At 44.2% G+C, this 23,039-nt stretch carries 19 protein-coding genes; 18 read left to right on the top strand and 1 reads right to left on the bottom strand.

The window, feature by feature from the left end; translation table 11 throughout:
* Nucleotides 1–9: 9 nt before the first annotated feature.
* Both H8Z79_RS08815 and nadA read left to right on the top strand, forming a co-directional pair.
* Entirely contained in the window at nt 10–561 is a 552-nt protein-coding gene (locus tag H8Z79_RS08815; protein WP_015543293.1) for a transcription repressor NadR, read from the top strand.
* The gene (gene nadA / locus H8Z79_RS08810) at nt 558–1,475 is read left to right on the top strand and encodes a quinolinate synthase NadA (RefSeq protein WP_015543294.1); all 918 of its coding nucleotides are present in this window, start codon (nt 558–560) and stop codon (nt 1,473–1,475) included. The genes H8Z79_RS08815 and nadA overlap by 4 nt, the downstream gene beginning before the upstream one ends.
* A gap of 143 nt (nt 1,476–1,618) precedes the next feature.
* On the opposite strand, the gene rpsT is transcribed toward nadA, so the two are convergent.
* Nucleotides 1,619–1,882, bottom strand: a complete 264-nt coding sequence (rpsT, locus tag H8Z79_RS08805; protein WP_118039094.1) for a 30S ribosomal protein S20 — start codon at nt 1,880–1,882, stop codon at nt 1,619–1,621.
* A 169-nt stretch (nt 1,883–2,051) separates the two neighbouring features.
* On the opposite strand from rpsT, the gene gpr reads away from it, so the two are divergent.
* From gpr to rfbB, 16 genes are all read left to right on the top strand, one after another.
* Complete coding sequence (gene gpr, locus H8Z79_RS08800) at nt 2,052–2,984, top strand: GPR endopeptidase (RefSeq protein WP_015543295.1); 933 nt, start codon at nt 2,052–2,054, stop codon at nt 2,982–2,984.
* Between the two features lie 94 nt (nt 2,985–3,078).
* Complete coding sequence (locus H8Z79_RS08795; protein WP_270443381.1) at nt 3,079–4,224, top strand: stage II sporulation protein P; 1,146 nt, start codon at nt 3,079–3,081, stop codon at nt 4,222–4,224.
* A 207-nt stretch (nt 4,225–4,431) separates the two neighbouring features.
* The gene (gene lepA, locus H8Z79_RS08790) at nt 4,432–6,240 is read left to right on the top strand and encodes a translation elongation factor 4 (RefSeq protein ID WP_015543296.1); all 1,809 of its coding nucleotides are present in this window, start codon (nt 4,432–4,434) and stop codon (nt 6,238–6,240) included.
* Nucleotides 6,241–6,305: 65 nt separating this feature from the next.
* Nucleotides 6,306–6,722, top strand: coding sequence for a hypothetical protein (locus H8Z79_RS08785; RefSeq protein ID WP_015543297.1), 417 nt, complete (start codon nt 6,306–6,308; stop codon nt 6,720–6,722).
* Nucleotides 6,706–7,854: a radical SAM family heme chaperone HemW gene (gene hemW, locus H8Z79_RS08780; protein ID WP_182279206.1), complete on the top strand. Its 1,149-nt coding sequence runs from the start codon at nt 6,706–6,708 to the stop codon at nt 7,852–7,854. The genes H8Z79_RS08785 and hemW overlap by 17 nt, the downstream gene beginning before the upstream one ends.
* A 14-nt stretch (nt 7,855–7,868) precedes the next feature.
* Nucleotides 7,869–10,709 carry an excinuclease ABC subunit UvrA gene (gene uvrA, locus H8Z79_RS08775; RefSeq protein ID WP_118039096.1) on the top strand — a complete coding sequence of 947 codons (2,841 nt, stop codon included), beginning with the start codon at nt 7,869–7,871 and terminating at the stop codon, nt 10,707–10,709.
* Nucleotides 10,710–10,802: 93 nt separating this feature from the next.
* The gene (gene mreB, locus H8Z79_RS08770) at nt 10,803–11,792 is read left to right on the top strand and encodes a rod shape-determining protein (RefSeq protein ID WP_015543299.1); all 990 of its coding nucleotides are present in this window, start codon (nt 10,803–10,805) and stop codon (nt 11,790–11,792) included.
* A 116-nt stretch (nt 11,793–11,908) separates the two neighbouring features.
* Entirely contained in the window at nt 11,909–14,137 is a 2,229-nt protein-coding gene (recD2, locus tag H8Z79_RS08765; protein WP_015543301.1) for an SF1B family DNA helicase RecD2, read from the top strand.
* 62 nt (nt 14,138–14,199) lie between these two features.
* Nucleotides 14,200–14,916: a ComF family protein gene (locus tag H8Z79_RS08760; protein ID WP_225876950.1), complete on the top strand. Its 717-nt coding sequence runs from the start codon at nt 14,200–14,202 to the stop codon at nt 14,914–14,916.
* A gap of 140 nt (nt 14,917–15,056) precedes the next feature.
* A complete protein-coding gene (locus tag H8Z79_RS08755; protein WP_015543302.1) occupies nt 15,057–15,491 on the top strand; it encodes a hypothetical protein in 435 nt (144 codons plus the stop codon).
* A complete protein-coding gene (locus H8Z79_RS08750; RefSeq protein ID WP_015543303.1) occupies nt 15,488–16,603 on the top strand; it encodes a hypothetical protein in 1,116 nt (371 codons plus the stop codon). Before H8Z79_RS08755 ends, H8Z79_RS08750 begins: the two co-directional genes overlap by 4 nt.
* A 56-nt stretch (nt 16,604–16,659) precedes the next feature.
* Nucleotides 16,660–17,547 (top strand): diadenylate cyclase CdaA, encoded by an 888-nt coding sequence (cdaA, locus tag H8Z79_RS08745; RefSeq protein WP_118039098.1) that lies wholly within the window; start codon nt 16,660–16,662, stop codon nt 17,545–17,547.
* Nucleotides 17,525–18,805: a CdaR family protein gene (locus tag H8Z79_RS08740; RefSeq protein ID WP_015543306.1), complete on the top strand. Its 1,281-nt coding sequence runs from the start codon at nt 17,525–17,527 to the stop codon at nt 18,803–18,805. Before cdaA ends, H8Z79_RS08740 begins: the two co-directional genes overlap by 23 nt.
* A gap of 13 nt (nt 18,806–18,818) precedes the next feature.
* Nucleotides 18,819–19,082, top strand: coding sequence for an HPr family phosphocarrier protein (locus H8Z79_RS08735; RefSeq protein WP_015543307.1), 264 nt, complete (start codon nt 18,819–18,821; stop codon nt 19,080–19,082).
* A 33-nt stretch (nt 19,083–19,115) separates the two neighbouring features.
* Complete coding sequence (locus tag H8Z79_RS17265) at nt 19,116–21,716, top strand: L,D-transpeptidase family protein (RefSeq protein ID WP_118039099.1); 2,601 nt, start codon at nt 19,116–19,118, stop codon at nt 21,714–21,716.
* Nucleotides 21,717–21,770: 54 nt separating this feature from the next.
* Nucleotides 21,771–22,853, top strand: coding sequence for a dTDP-glucose 4,6-dehydratase (gene rfbB, locus H8Z79_RS08725; RefSeq protein ID WP_015543308.1), 1,083 nt, complete (start codon nt 21,771–21,773; stop codon nt 22,851–22,853).
* The last annotated feature ends 186 nt before the right edge of the window (nt 22,854–23,039 follow it).

Below are 23,039 nucleotides of genomic sequence, written 5' to 3'. Positions count from 1 at the left end.
GAAAATTCTATGAATACAGGAGAACGACGCGGAGAAATATTAAAGATCCTGAAACAGACGGAAGTTCCGATTGCAGCAAGAGAACTGGCAGGACGTTTTGGGGTCAGCCGCCAGGTGATCGTGCAGGATCTGGCGGTGATCCGTGCATCCACACCGGGAATCCTCTCCACAACAAAAGGCTATGTCATGGAGCAGGACAGCAGCTGTACCCGTGAATTCAAAGTACGTCACAGTCAGGACAAGGCAGCACAGGAGCTGAATCTGATCGTGGATTGCGGCGGACACGTAAAAAATATCAGCATCAGTCACAGGGTTTACGGGCGTGTCAGTGCGGAGATGGATATCCGCTCAAGACAGGATGTCAGAGAATTTATTCAGGCACTGCAAAACAGCCGTTCTACGGTGCTCAGCAGTGCAACTTCAGGATATCATTATCATCTGATTGAAGCATCAAGTGAGGAAAGGCTGGATCTGATCCGGAATCAGCTGGAGAAAGCAGGATTTCTTGCACCACTTCAGCCGTGGGAGCAGCATACAGAGAAAGGTAATATAAAATTATGACAATACAGGAAATTCAGCAGGAGATCCTGCGAATGAAAAAAGAGCAGGATGTCTGTATTCTGGCACATGCGTATCAGGGACAGGAAATACTGGAAGTTGCAGATTATATGGGGGATTCCTATGGACTGAGTGTACAGGGAGCAAAAAGTAAATGTAAAGGTATGATCATGTGTGGTGTCCGTTTCATGGCAGAGACATGTAAAGTACTGAGTCCGGAGAAAAAAGTATGGCTTGCAAATCCTTCAGCGGGATGCCCGATGGCAGAGCAGCTTGATCTAGAGGGACTCCGTAAACTGAAAGCAGAGCATCCGGATCATACGGTTGTGGCTTATATCAACACGACTTCTGAGCTGAAAACGGAATGTGATGTTTGTGTGACATCTTCTTCGGCGGTTCAGATATGCAGTAAGATTGAAAATGATAAGATTCTGTTTATTCCGGATCCGAATCTTGGAAGATTCGTATCCGAAAAACTTCCGGAAAAATCCTTTGTTTTCTATAAAGGTGGATGTCCGAGACATATTGTTGTCAGTGCAAAAGATGTCGAAAAAGCTCGAAAAGCGCATCCGGAGGCACTTCTTCTTGTTCATCCGGAATGCCGTCAGGAAGTAGTTGAGCAGGCAGATTATATAGGTTCTACAACAGGCATTATAGATTATGCAAAAAAATCCGATGCAAAAGAATTCATCATCGGTACAGAAAACAGCATCGTTGAACACCTGCAGTTTGCATGTCCGGATAAGCAGTTTTATCCCCTTTCCGTTATGCTTACCTGCATGAATATGAAAATTACAACGTTGATGGATATTTACAATTGTCTGAAAGGAACGGGCGGAGAAGTGATTGAACTTCCGCAGGATATCGTTGATGGGGCAGGACGCTGCATTCACCGTATGGTAGAACTTGGCGGCTGATCATGCGAATAAAAGAAGAAAAGGCGGGCAGATTTTTAAAGAGATCTGTCTGCCTGATTTATAGAAATAAAAAAGACAGTCACTGACGGTTGTGACTGTCCTTTTAATTATAAGCTTATAATTAAAAATAAGTGTTTCCTGAATTAGCCAATGCTGTTGACAGCTTTAGTAAGACGGGAAATTTTTCTTGCACAGTTGTTTTTGTGATAAACACCTTTGGAAGTTGCTTTGCTGATTGTAGAGATAGCCTCTGTAAGAGCAGCCTGTGCAGCAGCTTTATTGTTTTCCTGAACTGCAGCTTCTACTTTTTTGATAGAAGTTTTAACAGCAGAGCGGATAGATTTGTTTCTTGCAGCTTTAGTTCTGTTTACTAAAATTCTCTTCTTAGCAGATTTGATGTTAGCCAATTGGTACACCTCCGTTTCAAATTCTGATATTGTGTCGTTGTTACAGAAACAGACACGGGCGCTTCTGTAAACATGCTTATATATATTAGTACATTTGGCAGGGATTGTCAATACATAATTCACGTAAAAACTACAGATAATTCTTATAAATATTACAGAAAGCAAAAATATGAAAAAACAGGAGGATGCAGATATGTCGGGGAGCAGAAGAATCAGGACGGATCTTGCGCTTGAAACAACAGAACGGTTTGCGGAGGAAAATACGGAAATAAGGGGTGTAGAGGTACATGAAGAATACGATGAAGAAAAAGATGTGCGGACGACAGTTGTAAAAATCGTGACGGAAAATGGGGCAAAATCCATGGGACGGCCACAGGGAACGTATATTACGATCGAGGCACCGGAGCTTTCGACACCGGATGAGGACTATCACAGGGAAATATCCGAAGAGATTTCGACACATCTGCGAAAACTGATCGATCTGGAAAAAGAAAAGTCGGTCCTTGTCATTGGGTTGGGAAATGCAGCGATCACTGCCGATGCGCTTGGGCCTCAGGTTGTAGATAATCTTCTGATGACGCGCCATATTATAAAAGAATATGGGCTGCGTGGAATCAAACATAAAAAAATGCACCGGATCAGCGGAATCGCCCCCGGAGTGATGGCACAGACCGGTATGGAGACTGCGGAGATCGTGCAGGGAATTGTTTCTGAGACAAAACCGGATGTCGTGGTTGCAATTGATGCGCTTGCAGCAAGGAGTGTGCGCAGGCTCAGCCGTACGATACAGATTACGGACACGGGAATTCATCCGGGCTCGGGTGTCGGAAATCATAGAAATGGTCTGACTGAGGAAAATTTACAGGTGAAGGTGATTGGAATCGGTGTGCCGACTGTGGTGGACGCAGCTACGATCGTTCATGATTCGATGGCACACCTTTTGGATACACTGGAGGAAACGGAGCAGAAGGAGTTTTTGGACGAAATGATCACTCCTAATCTGTACAGTATGTTTGTTACGCCGAAAGATGTGGATGAAACTATAAAATATCTGAGTTTCACAATATCTGAAGGTCTGAACATTGCGTTCAGTCAAGTATAATCCGAAAAAAAATATCATAGGATTATCTGAAAGGGGTGATCCTGTGTCAAAGGTCCGGCAGGTACTTTATCTTGTTTTGGAGTGTTGCATATTTGTGGTTCTGGCGATTGTGCCGGGAGTATTTGCGCTGCAGAAAAATGTATTCCGGCAGCTCCCGCTGTATCGTTTTCTGGAAGGACAGGCCGTGGAAGATCTGCAGAGACAGGATCAGGAGACATATGAAAAGCTGGTGGAGAGTAATACGCGATATCTTGGAAAGATGGTGCGTGAAGAAAATAGAGATGCGAGAGTGACACCGGAAATTACGGAGAAGCCTCAAATTATGGATTTTGCTAAAAATGAAGAAAGATCGGAGGTGACAGAAACTCCGAAACCAGAGAAGGATAATGTTCAGACGGTCAGGACAGAAGCTCCTGCGGAAGAGGAGACTGCAACAGCAGCAGCGCAGGTCGTCCCGGTGCCGGAAATCGATCTGGCACCGGAAACACTGGCAGATTATGATTATCTGATGAATCATTTTTTTATTGTAGATTCTGCTACAGAAACAACGGCAGAGCAGATCAATGCTGCTTCTTTTCTGGCAGAAGACCTTACCCTGCAAAAAGAAACAGAGGCACCGCAGATTCTTATTTATCACAGCCATTCACAGGAGACTTTCTGCGATTCAAGGGAAGGGAAAGAGGAAGACACGATCGTCGGAGTGGGAGCTTATCTCACAAAACTTCTTTCAGAAACGTACGGCTATCAGGTGATGCATGTGACGGAAAAGTTTGACCTTGCGGGAGGTGAGCTTGATCGCAGCAAAGCATATGATTATGCACGGGCATGGCTGGAGCCTGTTCTGAAAGAAAATCCTTCCATACAGGTGGTGATCGATCTGCATCGGGACGGTGTACCGGATGACCGCCGTCTGGTGACAGAGATCAACGGAAAAGAGACGGCACAGTTACTTTTTTATAATGGACTCAGCCATACGATAAACAGCGGAGATCTTTCATATCTTCCGAATCCTTATATTCAGGACAATCTGGCATTTTCATTTCAGCTGGAATATCAGGCGGCGCTTTATTATCCGGAACTTTACAGGGGGATTTATCTTGCGGGACTTCGTTATAATCTGCATCTGCGTCCGCGTGCACTGCTTCTGGAAGCGGGGGCACAGACAAATACTGTGCAGGAGGTAAAAAATGCGATGGAGCCGTTTGCAGATATTCTGGATCGGGTGCTGCAGGGAAAATAAAAATGAAGTTTCAAAAAGAAAGACTTGCAAACTAGAACGTATGTTTGTATAATGGTAGCATACAGAGACAGAAGTGGCGGAAGAACTGGACTAAAGGTAAATTTCTATGCTATAATGCCCGTGATACAATTCTTTATTATAGAAAGATTATATAAGAAAGAACTTATTTGAAATAACAGTCAGATACATAAGGAGGAACACCGCAGAATGATAGATCAGAGCAAAATCCGCAATTTCTGCATTATTGCACATATAGACCACGGGAAATCCACACTGGCAGACCGTATTATTGAGCAGACGGGTACACTGACCGAGCGTGAGATGCAGTCTCAGGTTCTTGATAATATGGAACTTGAGAGGGAACGTGGAATTACGATCAAGTCACAGGCCGTACGAATCGTATATAAGGCAAGTGACGGGGAAGAATACATTTTCAACCTGATAGATACTCCCGGACATGTCGATTTTAACTACGAGGTGTCGAGAAGTCTTGCTGCCTGCGACGGCGCAGTACTGGTCGTAGATGCGGCACAGGGAATCGAAGCACAGACACTTGCGAATGTATATCTTGCGCTGGATCATGACCTGGATGTCCTTCCGGTCATCAATAAGATCGACCTGCCAAGTGCGGATCCTGATCGTGTTGTCAGTGAGATCGAAGATGTGATCGGACTTGAGGCAGAGGATGCACCGAGGATTTCTGCGAAGACCGGTCTGAATATCGGTGAAGTGCTTGAGCAGATCGTGACAAAGATTCCGGCACCTTGCGGGGATGTAGATGCACCGCTGAAGGCGCTGATCTTTGATTCGATTTATGACGCTTATAAGGGCGTTATTGTATTCTGTCGTATTATGGACGGACGCGTAAAGAAAGGCACACAGATCCGTATGATGGCAACCGGATTTACGACAGAGGTTGTTGAAGTGGGATATTTTGGCGCAGGACAGTTTATTCCGTGTGATGAGCTGACTGCCGGTATGGTTGGATATATTACAGCAAGCATTAAAAATCTTGGTGATACCCGTGTGGGTGATACCGTTACTGATAATGAGAGACCATGTGCTGAGGCACTTCCGGGCTATAAGAAAGTACAGCCGATGGTATACTGTGGTCTGTATCCGGCAGATGGTGCGAAGTATGGTGATCTCCGTGATGCGCTGGAGAAGCTTCAGCTCAATGATGCATCACTGTTTTTTGAGCCGGAGACATCTATTGCTCTTGGATTTGGTTTCCGCTGTGGTTTCCTTGGGCTGCTTCATCTTGAAATCATTCAGGAACGTCTGGAACGAGAATATAATCTTGACCTTGTAACGACAGCGCCGGGTGTAGTCTACAAGGTATACAAGACAAACGGAGATGTTATCGAGCTGACGAATCCGTCGAATCTTCCGGATCCATCCGAGATTGAATATATGGAAGAGCCGATGGTAAATGCCGAGATCATGGTAACGACAGAATTTATCGGTGCGATCATGGATCTCTGTCAGGAACGCCGTGGACAGTATGAAGGTATGGAATATATGGAAGAAACACGTGCGCTTCTGAAATATAAACTTCCGCTGAATGAGATTATTTATGATTTCTTTGATGCGCTGAAATCCAGATCTAGAGGATATGCCTCTCTTGATTATGAGCTGTGTGGCTATGAGCGCAGTGAGCTTGTGAAGCTTGACATTCTTGTCAATAAAGAAGAAGTCGATGCACTTTCTTTTATTGTACATGCTGATACTGCTTACGAGCGTGGACGCAAGATGTGTGAGAAGCTTAAAGAAGAAATTCCGAGACAGCTCTTCGAAATTCCGATTCAGGCAGCAATCGGAAGCAAGATCATTGCCAGAGAGACCGTACGTGCCATGCGTAAGGATGTGCTTGCGAAGTGCTATGGTGGTGATATTTCCCGTAAAAAGAAACTTCTGGAGAAACAGAAGGAAGGTAAGAAACGAATGCGTCAGGTAGGTAATGTGGAGATTCCGCAGAAAGCCTTCATGAGCGTATTGAAACTGGATGATAAATAATCGTAACTGTGAGGGTACTGAACAGTTACAAATAATCTTTGTTCCCGAAGAAAGGGGAGAGGACTATGAAAATCAGATTGTTCAAAACAGTGCTTATATTATATATACTGGTTTGTTGTGTGACGCTTGCCGGATGTGGCTGTGGAAAGAAAAAGACAGATCCGGCATCGGAGCAGGTCCTTAAGATCAGCATCACACCGACGCCGTCTCCGACACCTGAACCGGAGCAGGTCGATTCCGCAGCAGTAACGACGAACGGTGATGTTACGATGGTGAATATCTATGCGGCAGAGAATCCGGGTGTAACGACATCAGCGGACAGTACCGCAGATTCAGGTAATACTGACAATTCTGAAAATACAGATAATTCGAGCGGTACGGATGATTCTGAAAATATGAGTGAATCTGACAGTTCAGATGAGTATGATAATTCCGGTGATTCATATGACTCCGAAGATCAGGGGGATGACAGTGAAGAATAACAGGAGAATTCCCCTCGAGCTGTATGTTCATATCCCGTTCTGTGTCCGTAAATGCCAGTACTGTGATTTTCTTTCCGGCCCATCGGATGAAGAGACGAAGGACAGATATATAGAAGCTTTGCTGAAAGAAATTCGTGCGGCAGAGCATACAGAAGACTATGAGATCGTTTCTGTTTTTATCGGAGGTGGAACACCTTCCGCACTGAAAGCAGAAGCGATTGCTTCTATTATGAGGACTTTACAGGAGAAATTTTTCTTCTGTGAGGATGCGGAAGTAACGATTGAAGCGAATCCGGGGACAGTAGATCCGGAGAAGCTGACGATTTACCGCAATGTCGGAATCAATCGGCTGAGTCTTGGACTGCAGTCGACAGATGCAGAAGAATTAAAGCTGCTTGGCAGGATCCACAGTTATGAAGAATTTCTGAAGAGCTATGAATGGGCGAGAGAAGCAGGATTTTCTAATATCAATATTGATCTGATGTTTGCCATTCCGGGGCAGACCGGTGAGGCATGGCGGCAGCATCTGTATCAGGTGGCAGAATTAAATCCTGAACACATTTCGGCATACAGTCTTATTATTGAAGAGGGAACTCCATTTGCAGAACAGAATCTTGATCTTCCGGATGAGGACACAGAGTATCAGATGTATGAGGACACTGCAGAGATTCTTGAAAGATATGGATATCGACAGTATGAGATTTCAAACTATGCGAAGCAGGGATATATGTGCCGGCATAATGCAGGATACTGGCAGCGCCTTGAATACCTGGGATTTGGTCTGGGTGCTTCATCTCTTTACGGGGGAATGCGTTTTTCGAATACGCATCAGATGCAGGAATACCTGACAGACAGTAGGAAACCGGAGCAGATCCGTAAAGATGTGACAGTTCTGTCACGCAATGAGCAGATCGAAGAATTTATGTTTCTTGGTCTTCGGATGACAGAGGGTATTTCTGAAAAAAATTTTGAAGAAAATTTTAATGTCCGGCTTATGGATATTTACGGAGATATCCTGCAAAAATATGAAGAAACAGGATTTATGGAACATATAGAGACAAAATGGCGACTCACACGTAAGGGAATACATGTGAGCAACCATATTCTGGCAGATTTTTTGCTGGATGAGTGACAGAGGAGAGAAAGATGGCAGAACGAACATCGGGGAAAAAATTTATTAAGATCAGAGGGGCAAATGTCAACAATCTTAAGAATTTAAGCGTGGACATTCCAAGGGACGAATTTGTGGTACTGACAGGTGTCAGTGGTTCCGGTAAGTCTTCGCTGGCTTTTGATACAATTTATGCGGAAGGGCAGAGACGGTACATGGAATCTCTGTCGTCATATGCGAGACAGTTCCTGGGACAGATGGAAAAACCGGATGTGGAATCGATCGAGGGACTTCCTCCGGCAATCTCTATTGACCAGAAATCGACCAACAGAAACCCACGTTCTACCGTGGGAACCGTTACGGAAATTTATGATTATTTTCGACTGCTGTATGCACGTATCGGTATTCCTCACTGTCCGAAATGCGGCAAAGAAATCAAGAAGCAGACTGTCGATCAGATGGTAGATCATATTATGGCACTGCCGGAGCGGACGAAACTGCAGCTGCTGGCACCGGTTGTCCGCGGTCGTAAGGGTACCCACGCAAAACTTCTGGAACAGGCAAAGAAAAGTGGCTATGTAAGGGTGCAGATTGATGGCAATCTTTATGAACTTTCCGAGGAAATCAAGCTGGATAAGAATATCAAGCATAATATTGAGGTCATTGTAGACCGTCTGGTGGTCAAACCGGGAATCGAAAAGCGCTTGTCTGATTCTATTGAGACAGTGCTGGATCTGTCAGACGGGCTTCTGATGGTCGATACGATGGATGGTAATATCCGTACATTCAGTCAGAGTTTTGCATGCCCGGATTGTCAGATCAGTATTGATGAGATTGAACCGAGAAGTTTTTCCTTCAACAATCCGTTCGGTGCATGCCCGGACTGTTTTGGTCTCGGATACAAAATGGAATTTGACATTGATCTGATGATACCGGATAAATCCTTAAGCATCTCGCAGGGCGCGATCGCTGTAATGGGCTGGCAGTCCTGTACGGATAAGGGAAGCTTTACGAGAGCAATTCTGGATGCTCTTGCAAAAGAATACAGGTTCAGTCTGGACACACCGTTTGAAGACTACCCAGACAAGATAAAAGATATTCTGATCCATGGTACAAACGGTCATGCAGTCAAAGTTTATTATAAAGGTCAGAGAGGAGAGGGAATCTATGATGTTGCTTTTCCGGGCCTGATAAAAAATGTCGAGCAGAGATACCGTGAGACAGGATCTGATGCGATGAAGCAGGAATACGAAACTTTTATGCGCATTACTCCGTGTAAGTCCTGTAAAGGCCAGCGTCTGAAAAAGGAATCTCTGGCAGTAACTGTGGGTGAACGTAATATCTATGAGCTGACTGCACTTTCCGTAGCGAAACTTAAAGTTTTTATGGAAGAACTGAAGCTGACGGAGCAACAGGAGCTGATCGGAAGACAGATTCTGAAAGAAATTCGTGCAAGAGTAGGTTTTCTTGCAGAAGTCGGACTGGATTACCTGTCTCTGAGCCGTGCGACAGCAACGCTTTCCGGGGGCGAGGCACAGAGGATCCGACTTGCGACACAGATTGGTTCCGGACTGGTCGGAGTTGCGTACATTCTGGATGAGCCGAGTATCGGTCTTCATCAGAGAGATAATGACAGACTTCTTCGTGCGTTGATGCGCCTTCGTGATCTCGGAAACAGCCTGATCGTGGTCGAGCATGATGAAGATACAATGCGTGCGGCAGACTGCGTGGTGGATATCGGACCGGGAGCCGGCGAACATGGCGGAGAACTCGTAGAAATCGGCACAGCTGAGGCGCTTATGAAGAATCCGCGTTCTGTGACAGGAGCATACTTAAGTGGCAGGTGCAAGATTCCGGTACCTTCTGAACGTAAAGCGCCGACCGGATGGCTGAAGATCCGGGGAGCAGCAGAAAACAATCTGAAACAGGTAAATGTTGATATTCCGCTTGGCATTATGACATGTGTGACAGGTGTGAGCGGATCCGGCAAGAGTTCTCTGATCAACGAGGTTCTGTACAAGACACTGGCACGCGATCTGAACCGTGCAAGAGTGATTCCGGGTAAACACAAAGAGATTCAGGGGCTGGATCAGCTTGATAAGGTGATCAGCATCGATCAGTCACCGATCGGAAGGACACCGAGATCTAATCCGGCTACTTATACAGGTGTGTTTGATCAGATCCGTGATTTGTTTGCATCGACAGCAGATGCAAAGGCAAGAGGTTACAAGAAAGGCCGTTTCAGCTTTAATGTCAAGGGTGGACGATGCGAAGCCTGCAGTGGAGACGGCATCATCAAAATCGAGATGCATTTCCTTGCCGATGTCTATGTACCGTGCGAGGTCTGCAAGGGCAGACGCTACAACAGAGAGACACTGGAAGTCAAATATAAAGACAAGAGCATTTATGATGTGCTGAACATGACGGTGGAAGAAGCGCTGACTTTCTTTGAGAATATTCCGTCTATCCGCAGAAAGATCCAGACACTCTATGATGTGGGACTTTCCTATATTCGTCTGGGACAGCCGTCCACGGAGCTTTCCGGCGGTGAGGCACAGCGAATCAAGCTTGCGACAGAACTGAGTAAGAGAAGCACCGGACGTACAATCTATATTCTGGATGAGCCGACGACAGGACTCCATTTTGCAGATGTACACAAGTTGGTAGAAATCCTGCAGCGACTGACTGAAAATGGAAATACGGTCGTTGTCATTGAACATAATCTGGATGTTATCAAGACTGCAGATTACATTGTTGACATGGGACCGGAAGGCGGCGACTGTGGCGGCACGGTTGTTGCAACCGGTACACCGGAAGAAATTGCAGGATGCCCGGATTCTTATACCGGCCAATATGTGGCTAAATATCTTAAATAAATACAGTGAGAAACAAGGGCTTTTCATTTTGATGAAAGTTGTTTATAATAATCTCTGATATAAGATTTGGAATTGTTACGGAAGGGGATTTATATGCCTGCAAATGATATAGGAATAGATCTTGGAACGACGAACTGTCTTGTATATTCTACAGGCAAAGGCCTTGTACTGCAGGAACCGTCTGTCGTTGTATATGATAAAGATACTGAGAAGATCCGTGCGATCGGAGAAGAAGCAAAGCAGATGAGTAATCATGTGAACTCTAACATGGAAGTGATCCGACCAATCCGCCAGGGAGTGATCGTGGATTTCGTGGTACTGGAAAAAATGCTGAAATACTTTATCACGAAAGCAATGGGACGCCGCGCGTTTCGAAAACCGCGAATCAGTGTCTGTGTACCGAGCGGGATCACAGAGATTGAGCGTAAAGCCGTAGAAGAGGCAACATATCAGGCGGGCGCGCGGGAAGTCTATCTGGTAGAAGAGCCGATCGCGGCGGCAATCGGAGCCGGAGTGGACATCACGAAACCATTTGGAAACCTGATTGTGGATATCGGAGGAGGAACGACAGATATTGCGGTGATCTCAATTGGCGGTGTGGTAGTTTCTTCAACGATCAAGGTGGCAGGGGATTCTTTTGATCAGGCAATCATCAGCTACATTCGCAAGACGCATGGGCTGTTTATCAGTGAGGATGCAGCGGAGACGATCAAAGTCAGAATCGGAACTGCGGTTGAGGAAGCAAACCCTCAGGTTATGGAAGTAAAAGGAAGAAACGTGCTTACCGGCCTTCCCAAAAAAATAAAACTTACATCAGAAGAAATCCGTGAAGCTCTTAAGGACGCTACAGGACAGATCGTGGAAGCAGTCCATGGCATTCTTGAAAAAACTCCGCCGGAACTGGTTGCAGATATTGTTGACCGGGGAATCGTTCTGGCAGGTGGTGGCGCACTTCTTAAAGGCATGGACACACTGATCGAACAGCGGACAGGAGTCAATACGCTGACTGTCCAGGACGCGATGCATGTTGTGGCTGTGGGTACAGGGATGTATGCGGAAATAATGAACAGAATGGATGCCTGACCGGCATTGGAGAAAAGCCATGAGTATTTGTGAAATGTATCATAGATATTCTGGCTTTTTGCTGTATTATGGTTTGAAGAGAAATTCCAGAAGAAAACAGGAAGAAAGAGGCAGGTATGAGTGAATGTGTGACCGGATATATTGATCATATCATTTTCCGGAACGAAGACAATGGATATACAGTGATGGTGCTGAAAGGCGTAAAAGACGAGGATGAACTGACCTGTGTCGGTACATTTCCGGTCATTACGCAGGGAGCATCGATAGAGGCAGAGGGAAGTTTTATACAGCATCCCGTATATGGCAAACAGTTTCAGGCAGTGCGGCTGACTGAAAAGATGCCGGAGGATGCAATGGCTATGGAACGATATCTGGGCTCCGGTGCGATCAAGGGCATTGGTGCAGCACTTGCAGGCAGAATCGTACGTCATTTTGGAGCGGACACTCTCAGAATCGTAGAGGAGGAGCCGGAGCGTCTTGCAGAAATTAAGGGGATCAGTGAGAAAAAAGCACATGAGATTGCGATACAGATTGCAGAGAAATCCGAAATGCGAAAAGTCATGATGTTTTTGCAAAAATATGGAATTTCTCTGAACCTCGGAGCAAAGATTTATCAGAAATACGGGGATTCTGTGTATAGCGTTTTACAGGAAAATCCATATCGCCTGGCAGATGATATCAGTGGCGTCGGATTCAAGATTGCCGATGAGATTGCATATCGGATCGGAATTCATACAGATTCAGATTACAGGATAAAGAGCGGGCTGGCGTATACTCTTTTGCAGGCAGGCGGCGAGGGTCATGTATATCTGCCAAGGGAAGAGCTGTTTCGGAGAGCAGAGCAGCTTCTGGGAGTAGATGCTTCTTACATGGAAAAGCACCTGGTGGATCTTTCAATGGAACGAAAGATCATTCAGAAAGAAGAAAACGGACAGGTATTTGTTTATCCGGCGCAGTATTATTATCTGGAATTAAATACTGCCCGGATGCTCAGGGAACTGGATATTGACTGCCCTGAGGACGAACACATTGTTGAGCGCAGGATCAGCCAGATTCAGAAAGAAACAGGCACAGTGCTGGATGAAATGCAGAAAAAAGCAGTCAAAGAGGCGGCCGGACATGGCCTTCTGGTGCTGACCGGAGGTCCGGGTACAGGTAAGACGACCACTATCAACGCAATTATCCGCTTTTTTGAAAGTGAGGGGGCAGAGCTTCGGCTGGCAGCACCTACCGGCAGAGCTGCGAAGCGTATGACGGAGGCAACCGGATATGAGGCACAGACTATTCACCGTATGCTGGAGCTGACCGGAATGCCGGAAGACGACCGGGAAGGACAGCCGGTTCACTTTGAACGAAATGCGGAGAACCCCCTGGAAGCAGATGTGATCATCATAGATGAGATGTCTATGGTAGACATTCATCTGATGCATTCTCTTCTGATGGCAGTGACTGCAGGGACAAGACTCATACTTGTCGGTGATGAAAATCAGCTTCCGAGTGTCGGTCCTGGAAATGTTCTGCGAGATATTATCCGAAGCGGACAGTTTCCGGTTGTAGAACTGACGAAAATCTTTCGTCAGGCGTCTGAGAGCGATATTGTCGTGAATGCACATAAGATCAATCGTGGAGAACAGGTTGAGATCAACAATAAAAGCCGTGACTTTTTCTTTTTGAAAAGATATGATGCAGACATTATCATTCGTGTTGTCATTGCACTCATTCAGGAAAAACTTCCCAAATATGTCGAAGCAAAGCCGTTTGAGATACAGGTACTTACACCGATGCGTAAAGGCCTTCTGGGTGTGGAACGTCTGAACCAGATTCTGCAGAGATATCTTAATCCGCCGGATCCGTCCAAAAAAGAAAAAGAAATCGGGCAGGGACTTTTCCGTGAAGGTGACAAAGTTATGCAGATTCGCAATAATTATCAGCTTGAGTGGGAAGTGCGCGGAAGATATGGAATCCCGGTAGACAAGGGAGTTGGCGTTTTTAATGGTGATACAGGAATCATCCGCACGATCAATGAATTTGCGGAGCTTGCCGAGGTTGAATTTGAGGACGGACGTTATGCACAGTATACATTTAAGCAGCTTGATGAACTGGAACTTGCCTATGCAGTTACGATACATAAGTCACAGGGGTCGGAATATCCGGCGGTAATTATTCCGATTTTGTCCGGACCGCGGATGCTGATGAACCGGAATCTTCTTTACACAGCAGTAACAAGAGCAAGAAAATGTGTTACAGTGGTCGGAAGTGAAGAGACTTTCCGGGAAATGATCAACAACGAAAAACAGCAGAGAAGATATAGTTCACTCGACAAGAGGATTCAGGAAGCAGAGTAAAGAGAGCGTGCCATCGGGGAGAAAGGCATATTCTGAATAAAGAAAATATAAGAATCAGGACTTTGAACTTTCTCAGAACAATATGGGAATTGTTTCTGGAAGCGTTGTATCCATCACGCTGTCCGGTATGTAACAGGATACTGCCGGGCAGAAAACTTCGAATCTGTCCGGTGTGCGGCGGAAGCTTCCATCTTATAGAAGAACATTACTGCCTGAAGTGTGGCAAACCTGTACCGGAGATGGAAGAATACTGTGTGGATTGTAAAGAAAGAAAACGGGAATTTTGTCAGGGACGAGGCGTTTTTCTGTATAATATGCAGATGAAAAACTCTCTCTTGCGATACAAATATTACGGCAGCCGGGAATATGGCCGGTACTATGCAGAGGAAATATTCAGGCATGTCGGAACTCAGATAAAGCACTGGAAGCCGGATGTTCTGGTGCCGGTGCCGATGACGCGCCGTAAGAAGCGCATCAGGGGATTCAATCAGGCAGAAGATCTTGCGGAAAAAATCGGTGAACTTTTACAGATTCCGGTGGCAGCAGGACTTGCTGTGAAGAAAAAAGAAACAAAATCACAGAAAAAGCTGAATGCAGCTGAGCGTATGGGGAATCTGAAAGATGCATTCGTAATCACGGAATCCGTGCAGGGGCTTAAAATCCTGATCGTTGACGATGTCTATACGACAGGGAGTACGATCGAAACGCTTGCAGGATGCCTGAAAGAAAGCGGTGCCGGAGAAATTTATTTTGTTACTTTGTGCATCGGACAGCTGTAGGACGGAGAAAAAACACTTTTCATGGTTGTGGATATATGTTACAATTAATCCAAATATGATTATTTCGTAACTGTTCAGTACTTTTTCTGCTGAATAGTTATATTATTTAATTCAGAATTAAAGTTTATGAGGAGCATAATATGATCAATGAAGAAAAGGTCAAGATAATGACAAAGCTTGCCATGTATGAGCAGGGTAAGGGCAGAAAATATCTTCCTGTCAGTCGATATTACAGAAGTGATTATATTGGGCTGGCACTGATTAAGAACTTTTTTCTCGTAACAATCGGATATGTGCTGATTGTGGCAGCGGTAGCTGTTTATTTCGGGGAATATCTTCTGGAAAACATTCATAAGATGAATCTGGTGGCACTTGGTGCTTATATTATTATCGGCTATCTGGTTGTTCTTGTGTTCTATTCTGTTTTGACCTATATACAGTATTCGGTCAAATATTACCGCGCAAAGAAGAGTGTCAGGGAGTACTACAGTCAGCTGACTTCACTGAGTAAGATCTATGCCAGGGAAGAAAGAAAAGCATCCGGCAAAGGAGCCGCAGGAGGGTATCGCAAATGACAGCATTACTGGAATTTAAACAAAAATTAAAAGGATTATATGCACAGTATGAAATATACTTGCTGCCTCTGCTGAAATTTATTCTTGCAGCGGTCTATTTTACCTGGATCAATACCAATATGGGATATATGAGAGCTCTGGACAACATGTTTGTAGTTCTGATCCTTTCGTTGATCTGCTGTATTCTTCCATCAGGTATGATGGTCTTTACAGGTTTTGCACTGATGATCGGACACAGTTATGCGCTTGGAATCGAAGTAGCAGGATTTATGCTTGTCCTGATTCTGTTTATGATGATTCTTTTTCTGCGTTTCAGCAATGGCAAAAATATGGTTCTTATTTTTGCACCACTTGCATTTGGTTTTGATCTTCCGGCACTTCTTCCGATCGGATGCGGTCTCCTGAGCAGCGCTGTTTCTGCACTTCCTGCAGCAGGCGGCGTGATCATCTACTATTTCGTACGTTTTATCAGAGTACAGTCTCAGGCTCTGATGGGAACTGATCTTGATATTATGGGCAAGATCACACTTCTGGCGGATGGTCTCATGAAAAACGGTGAGATGTGGCTGAATGTAATCGCGTTTGTAGTGGTTGTTCTTGCAGTAAATTTGATTCGTACCCGTATGATGGATTATGCATGGCGAATTGCCATTATTGCAGGTGGTGTACTTTACATTGTGATTATGCTTGCGGGAAGTATGAGTATTGGTGTTGAGGTTTCCATGGTGTCACTGATCATCTATACAGTAGTTGCGGTTCTGATCGGAATCATACTGGAATTTTTCGTTTTTGGTGGAGACTACACCAGAACAGAACGGCTTGAATACGAAGATGATGATTATTATTATTATGTAAAAGCTGTTCCGAAAGCTCTGGTTGCTACTTCTGAGAGAAGCATAAAGAAAATCAACGGTGAAGCGGACAGAGAAGAAAGAAGAACATCTGAGAAAACGGCGGACTATACATCATCGCTTTTCCAGAATGAGCCGAAATCTGAGAAGCGTTCTGCAAAGCGGAAACCGGTTCAGGAAGAAGCTTCCGTTGTCGAAAAAGCGGATATCGATGATATTGATTTTGAGAAGAAACTTGAAGAATCACTGAAAGATCTTTAAGTTCCGGCTGATTCCGGTATTACATAAAAATCTGCAGCAAAAGGAGAAGAGAGTTTATGCGAAATATTACAGATGTATTGGCAAGGTATTTATCAGATATTAATCTGCCGTCTGTCAGTATTATCGATGTAATTGAAATCATTCTGATCTCATTTTTTGTGTATCAGTTTATGGTATGGATCAAATTTACCCGCGCATATACTCTGCTCAAAGGTCTCCTTGTAATCGGTGCATTTCTGATCATAGCATATATTTTCAAGATGAACACGATCCTGTGGATCGTATCTCGTCTGGCAGGCGCGCTGATCACGGCGATAGTCGTTATTTTCCAGCCTGAACTACGTAAGGTGATCGAACAGCTCGGTCAGAAAAAAATCATGGCATCAATTATTCCGTTTGATGCAGGTAAAGAAGTAAAGGAACGTTTTACGGACAAGACAGTCAATGAACTGATCAAAGCATGTTATGATATGGCAGAAGTCAAGACGGGTGCCCTGATCGTTATTGAACAGGAAATCCGTCTGGACGAGTATGTCAGAACAGGCATTAATGTCGATGCAATCCTGACAAGTCAGCTTCTGATCAATATTTTTGAACATAATACACCGCTTCATGACGGAGCGGTCATTGTAAGAGAAAACCGTATTGTGGCTGCGACCTGTTATCTGCCGCTTTCTGATAATATGGAACTCAGTAAGCAGCTTGGAACAAGACATCGTGCCGGAGTGGGAATCAGTGAAGTAACAGATTCCGTTACGATCATCGTATCCGAAGAGACCGGACAGGTATCTGTGGCGCAGGGGGGCAGGCTGATCCGAAACATCAGCAGTACACAATTACGGGAAGTTCTGGAGAAAGCGCAGAACAAAAAAGTCGTAGATAATAACCGATTCAGACAGTTGTTGAAGGGCAGAGTGAAGCATGAAGAAAAAACTGGGAAATAATTTAGGCCTGAAAATTCTTTCTTTTATGATTGCGATCCTGGTGTGGCTGCTTGTAGTCAATATAAATAACCCGATCGGTACGAAGTCTTTTGTCATATCGGATGTACAGCTTTTGAATGAAGCGTATATAGATGCTGATGGCAAGATGTGCATGCAGGATGAACAACAGGTTCCAATTCGTGTGACGATCAAGGCACAGAGAAAAATCCTTGACAGAATATCGGTGAATGATATTCGGGCAGTGGCAGATCTTCAGCAGGCGGTCAGCCTGAACACAGACCCGGTAATGGTTCCGATTACGGTATCATGCGACCGTATTCTGCAGGACAATATAGAAGTCAGCCCTCAGAATCTCAGCCTTCATCTGGAGGATAAAGATACTCAGGAATTTGTAGTTAACGTTACAACAAATAACACAAAGCCGGACAGAGGATATGAGATAGGTTCACTTACTTCGAATCCGGAGAAAATTAAAATTACAGGACCGACTTCTCTGATTAATAAAATAGATAAAGTAAATGCGTCTATTGATGTGGATGGTGCGACAGAAGACATTACCACAGAAAAAGATGTAAAGATCATTGATAAGAATGGCGAAGAATTTACAGATTCTGATATGAGTTATCTGAACGTTTCACGAGTATATGTAACTGCAAAACTCTGGAAGGTACAGGCAGACGTCAAAATCAAAGCAGGATACAGCGGCTCTCCGAAATCCGGCTATCAGGTAGAAAGTGTAAGTACTACGCCGAATGTGGTCAGTGTTGCAGGAAGTGAAGAAGCACTTGCTGCCCTGAAAGAGCAGAACAATACGATTACAATTCCTGATTATGTTGCGGATATTTCTGACAGGGACAGTGATTTTGAAGAAAAAATCAACATTTCAGATTATCTTCCGGATGGACTGAAACTGACCAGTGATTCCAGCGAAGACATGTTTATCCGGGTAAATGTATTACCGATTGGAAGCAGTGTATGTGAAGTCCCTACGAAAAATATCGTAGTGAATCATGCTCCGGATGGTATGCAGGTATCTTTTGATACCGCAAATATAGAAGTTCGCGTCCAGAAGACGGACAGTTCACTTGATGATCTTACAGAAGATCAGATAAAAGCCTCTATAGATCTGAGTGATGTGAAGGAAGGCAGCCATGAGGTGTCGGTGAGCATTGAGATACCGGACGGATATGAACTTGTAGATGATGTGACAACAGGTGTGGAAGTATCTGTGATTTCCACAGCAGAAGGAAACAGCTGACAGGAGATAAAAAATGGTCAATCAGAAAATAATAATCAACAATCCGTCAGGCCTGCATTTACGGCCGGCCGGGAATTTGTGTAACGAAGCAATGAAATATCAGTCTGCAATCACGTTTGAATTTGAAGGCGGAACGGCCAATGCGAAAAGTGTTCTGAGCGTTCTGGGTGCCTGTGTAAAATGTGGCGATGAGATTGAACTGATCTGTGATGGCGCAGATGAGCAGGAAGCAATGAAAGCTTTGACTGATGCAATCAGCGGAGGTCTGGGTGAATAGATTTTTAACAAAAGGGAAATAGGAGGAGTAGTTGTGAAGAAACGAGTTGTGGCAATAATGTTGAGCCTGACAATGTGCCTGTCCATGACGGCAGAAGCAAGTGCTGCCAGTGAGGCTGATTTTACAGCTGAGACAGCTGTGTCAGATGTTTCAGAAGCGGCTGTATTTGATGATACAGCGGATGAAGGTTCTTCGGATGATGCAGTAGTTGTTGAGCCTGATGATACAGGAGCAGACGATGTACAGATTGATATGGGCTCTGATGAAGACACCAATACAGATGATACAAAAGAGACCAATGAACAGGAATCAGAAGGTGGTGCATTCAGTTCAGAGGATGAAGCAGTTGACATTCAGATATATGGTCCGGATGAAACTACAGGTGCAGAAGATTCATCTGATCAGATTGCTGCTGAATGGCTGAATGGTCAGGAAGCAGCCGTAAAAGAAACCAGATGGATCGAAGAAAATGGCAAGTGGAAGCTGGAAAAACCTGTTGCAAAACCGGTTGTAGTACCGAGTGAGGAATCCGTTGAAGCACCTGCGGAAGAGAATGCATCTGATGATGAAGTACTTGTTGCTTCAGAAGAAAATCAGGATGCAGAAATTGCAGCAGAACCACAGGATGAAGCATCTGCCGAAACAGTAGAAGCACAGGATCAAGCATCTGCCGAAACAGTAGAAGCACAGGATGAAGCATCTGCCGAAACAGTAGAAGCACAGGATGTGGAAGCAGCACAGGCAGCTTCTCCGTATTTTACTTCTGCAGATGGTCTTGTAAAAGTTACTACAATGAATACAGACAGTGCAAATACAGAGCTGGCTGAAGGATACTATACATTTGATAAGGATGGATATCTTGTTACAGGAAGAAGCCAGGTAGAGAATGATTATTACTACTTTAAGACTTCCGATGAAGTAAACGTAATAAAAGATCTGGGAACAGATGCAATCACTCCATATAATTCTGAACTCGGTCAGAAAATTACAAATGCATGGAAATGGAATGCAGCTGATCAGGTGTTCAATTACTATGGCAATGACGGTAAACAGGAGACAATCGCTCCAAACAAGATCTACACGATCAACGGAGATTCTTATTTCCTGCTGAGCGGCGGAAAGCCGTATGTTGGTACCCGTACTATTGACAAAGCAATCTACAGCTTCAGAAGTGCTGTAAATTCCAGTGATATTCCTGGTAAGATGATATGTAATGCATGGGTAAGCGAAAACACCAAGAATGGTGTGCAGTGGCGTTATTTCGGTTCTGATGGACGTTACCAGAAAAAAGGAATCGGAGCTTACAAAGTTTTAGCAGACAGCAAAGATTATTATCTCCTTGATGCAAATGGCTATCTGATCAAAGGCAAAATGGTAAAGGCAGCTAATAAGTACTATTATATGTCCAAGAAAAATGGTGTAGTTTACAGAGAAAAACTCGTAAAATACGGTAAATACAGATACTACTTTACATCAGACGGCCGCCGTGCAACATGGAAAAAACGCTGGGTACTCTGCAAAGGAGCCGGAAACAGATATTACTATTTCGGTAAGACAGCAGGCCGTGTACAGGAGAAAAAAGGAATTCAGAAAGTTACTGTAAAAGGTAAATTCAAAGGATGGTTCTATTTCTCCCAAAAAGGAAATATACTCCAGAATAAATGGGTAAGCGGAAGATACTACAAAGCAGACGGTTCTATGGCAAGTGGTCTGACAAAGATAGGAAGTAGATATTACTTTTTCCAGAGATCTACCCAAAAGGCATATAGAGGTAAAGTTTATAAGAGCCAGTGGATCAAATTCAATAATAAATATTACTGTGCATCCAAAAACGGAATCCTCTATGTAAATGGATGGAGAAGGGTAAGCTGTGGTGGTCACAAGTATTACTTCTACTTTAAAGACTGTGTGGCTCAGACAAACCAGAAGATCAAACGTGGTGATGTATATGGTACTCTTGACGGCAGAGGCCGTTTCATTGAGTCCGGCTGGGTTGTAGTAAACAGCTCAAGAAATCTTGTTCGTTACATGGATCCAAAGACCGGAAAGTACGTAAAAAATACTATAAAAGAAATCAATGGTATTCAGTATCGTTTTGATAAGAAGGGATACAGAGTAAATGACAGAACGAATGAAGTCAAACGCAGCAAATATTATCTGAGCTGTGATCGTGTCAATGGCCTTATGACTGTATATGCAGACAAGAGCCGTACGATTCCAATCAAGACTATCCGTGTTTCTGTAGGAAACCCGACCACACTGACACCAGCCGGAACTTTTACAGTTAAGAGATCACTCAGATGGCAGCCTTTGATGGGACCGTCATGGGGACAGTATGGATCACACGTTGTAGGTGGTATTTATGTTCACTCTGTTGCATGTGGTGAGAAGAATGATCATAACCTTCCGGTTGGAGAGTATCTGAGACTTGGTAATCCGGCATCTCACGGATGTATCCGCTGCTGTGTAGCAGATGCAAAATGGGTATTTGATAACTGCAATGGTTCAGAAATCAAAATCTACGATGGCATTTATAAGTCTGATGAAGCCTTAAAAGGACCTCTCGGAAGAAAAGCCCTTACACCACTTCGTGGAGCTAAGAACTTTGACCCGACAGATCCGGCATATAACTAATAAAATACAGGGCGCTCTCCCAGAGGAGGGCGCTTTTCAGGAGGAAAAGAAAATATGAGAACATACCTTGTAACAGGTGGAGCCGGATTTATCGGATCCAACTATATTCATTACATGTTTCAGAAATATGATAATGAGATCCGTATTATCAATGTAGATAAACTGACGTATGCGGGAAATCTTGAGAATCTTAAGGATATCGAGAATCGTGAAAACTATACATTTGTAAAAGCTGATATCTGTGACAGTGAAGCAATTATGAAAATCTTTGATGAAAATGATATCGACCGCGTTGTTCATTTTGCAGCAGAGAGTCATGTGGACAGAAGTATCCGTAACCCTGAAGTATTTGTAAAAACAAATGTACTTGGTACACTGGTTATGCTGAATGCAGCAAAATCTGCATGGGAGCTTCCTGACGGAACTTTTAGGCCGGACAAGAAATTCCTGCATGTTTCTACAGATGAAGTGTATGGTTCCCTTGAGGAAGATGGCGGCTTCTTCTATGAGACAACTCCATATGATCCGCACAGCCCATATTCTGCAAGTAAGGCATCTTCTGATATGCTGGTAAAATCCTATATGGATACTTACAAATTCCCGGCAAACATCACAAACTGCAGCAATAACTACGGACCATATCAGTTTCCGGAAAAACTGATTCCGCTGATCATCAACAATGCACTTCAGGGAAAGAAACTTCCGGTATATGGCGATGGTAAGAACGTGCGTGACTGGCTGTATGTAATGGATCATGCAAAGGGCATCGACATGGTACAGGAAAAAGGCCGCCTGTTTGAGACCTACAACATCGGTGGACACAATGAGAAACAGAATATCCAGATCATCCACATTATTCTGGATACATTACAGGAAATGCTGCCGGATAATGATCCACGTAAAGCTCTTGTAAGCGAAAATCTGATCACATATGTAGAAGATCGTAAAGGACATGACCGTCGTTATGCGATCGCACCGGATAAGATCAAAGAAGAAGTTGGCTGGTATCCGGAGACATGCTTTGAAGATGGTATCCGTCTGACTATTGAATGGTTCTTCGAGCATGAAGACTGGATGAAGAATGTGACCAGTGGTGATTATCAGAAATATTATGAAGAAATGTACAAAACCAGATAATCAGTTTTTACAGTGACCAAAATGCTGTGATTCCCGAATTTGTCAGGGAATTACAGCATTTTTTCTTTCAGGAGATAAAGAGTAACATTATTTTGGCGAAAATAGGCATTGAATTTACTCTATGATTGTGCGAAAATAATATGAGATATGTCTTGCGTTAGAAGAGACTTGAATTTAGTTTAATAG

The sequence above is a fragment of the Blautia intestinalis genome (assembly GCF_014297355.1).
Taxonomy (GTDB): Bacteria; Bacillota; Clostridia; order Lachnospirales; family Lachnospiraceae; genus Blautia_A; species Blautia_A intestinalis.
Note: the sequence above shows the minus strand (reverse complement) of the source record. Positions and strands in the feature narration are given on the sequence as shown.

What these genes read in the sequence shown, in the direction of transcription:
- hemW (WP_182279206.1), top strand. Translation starts at nt 6,706, where the DNA reads ATGACAGTGAAGAATAACAGGAGAATTCCCCTCGAGCTGTATGTTCAT.
- nadA (WP_015543294.1), top strand. Translation starts at nt 558, where the DNA reads ATGACAATACAGGAAATTCAGCAGGAGATCCTGCGAATGAAAAAAGAG.
- H8Z79_RS08750 (WP_015543303.1), top strand. Translation starts at nt 15,488, where the DNA reads ATGACAGCATTACTGGAATTTAAACAAAAATTAAAAGGATTATATGCA.
- H8Z79_RS08740 (WP_015543306.1), top strand. Translation starts at nt 17,525, where the DNA reads ATGAAGAAAAAACTGGGAAATAATTTAGGCCTGAAAATTCTTTCTTTT.
- rfbB (WP_015543308.1), top strand. Translation starts at nt 21,771, where the DNA reads ATGAGAACATACCTTGTAACAGGTGGAGCCGGATTTATCGGATCCAAC.
- mreB (WP_015543299.1), top strand. Translation starts at nt 10,803, where the DNA reads ATGCCTGCAAATGATATAGGAATAGATCTTGGAACGACGAACTGTCTT.
- H8Z79_RS08735 (WP_015543307.1), top strand. Translation starts at nt 18,819, where the DNA reads ATGGTCAATCAGAAAATAATAATCAACAATCCGTCAGGCCTGCATTTA.
- H8Z79_RS08815 (WP_015543293.1), top strand. Translation starts at nt 10, where the DNA reads ATGAATACAGGAGAACGACGCGGAGAAATATTAAAGATCCTGAAACAG.
- gpr (WP_015543295.1), top strand. Translation starts at nt 2,052, where the DNA reads ATGAAAAAACAGGAGGATGCAGATATGTCGGGGAGCAGAAGAATCAGG.
- lepA (WP_015543296.1), top strand. Translation starts at nt 4,432, where the DNA reads ATGATAGATCAGAGCAAAATCCGCAATTTCTGCATTATTGCACATATA.
- cdaA (WP_118039098.1), top strand. Translation starts at nt 16,660, where the DNA reads ATGCGAAATATTACAGATGTATTGGCAAGGTATTTATCAGATATTAAT.
- H8Z79_RS08785 (WP_015543297.1), top strand. Translation starts at nt 6,306, where the DNA reads ATGAAAATCAGATTGTTCAAAACAGTGCTTATATTATATATACTGGTT.
- H8Z79_RS08755 (WP_015543302.1), top strand. Translation starts at nt 15,057, where the DNA reads ATGATCAATGAAGAAAAGGTCAAGATAATGACAAAGCTTGCCATGTAT.
- uvrA (WP_118039096.1), top strand. Translation starts at nt 7,869, where the DNA reads ATGGCAGAACGAACATCGGGGAAAAAATTTATTAAGATCAGAGGGGCA.
- recD2 (WP_015543301.1), top strand. Translation starts at nt 11,909, where the DNA reads ATGAGTGAATGTGTGACCGGATATATTGATCATATCATTTTCCGGAAC.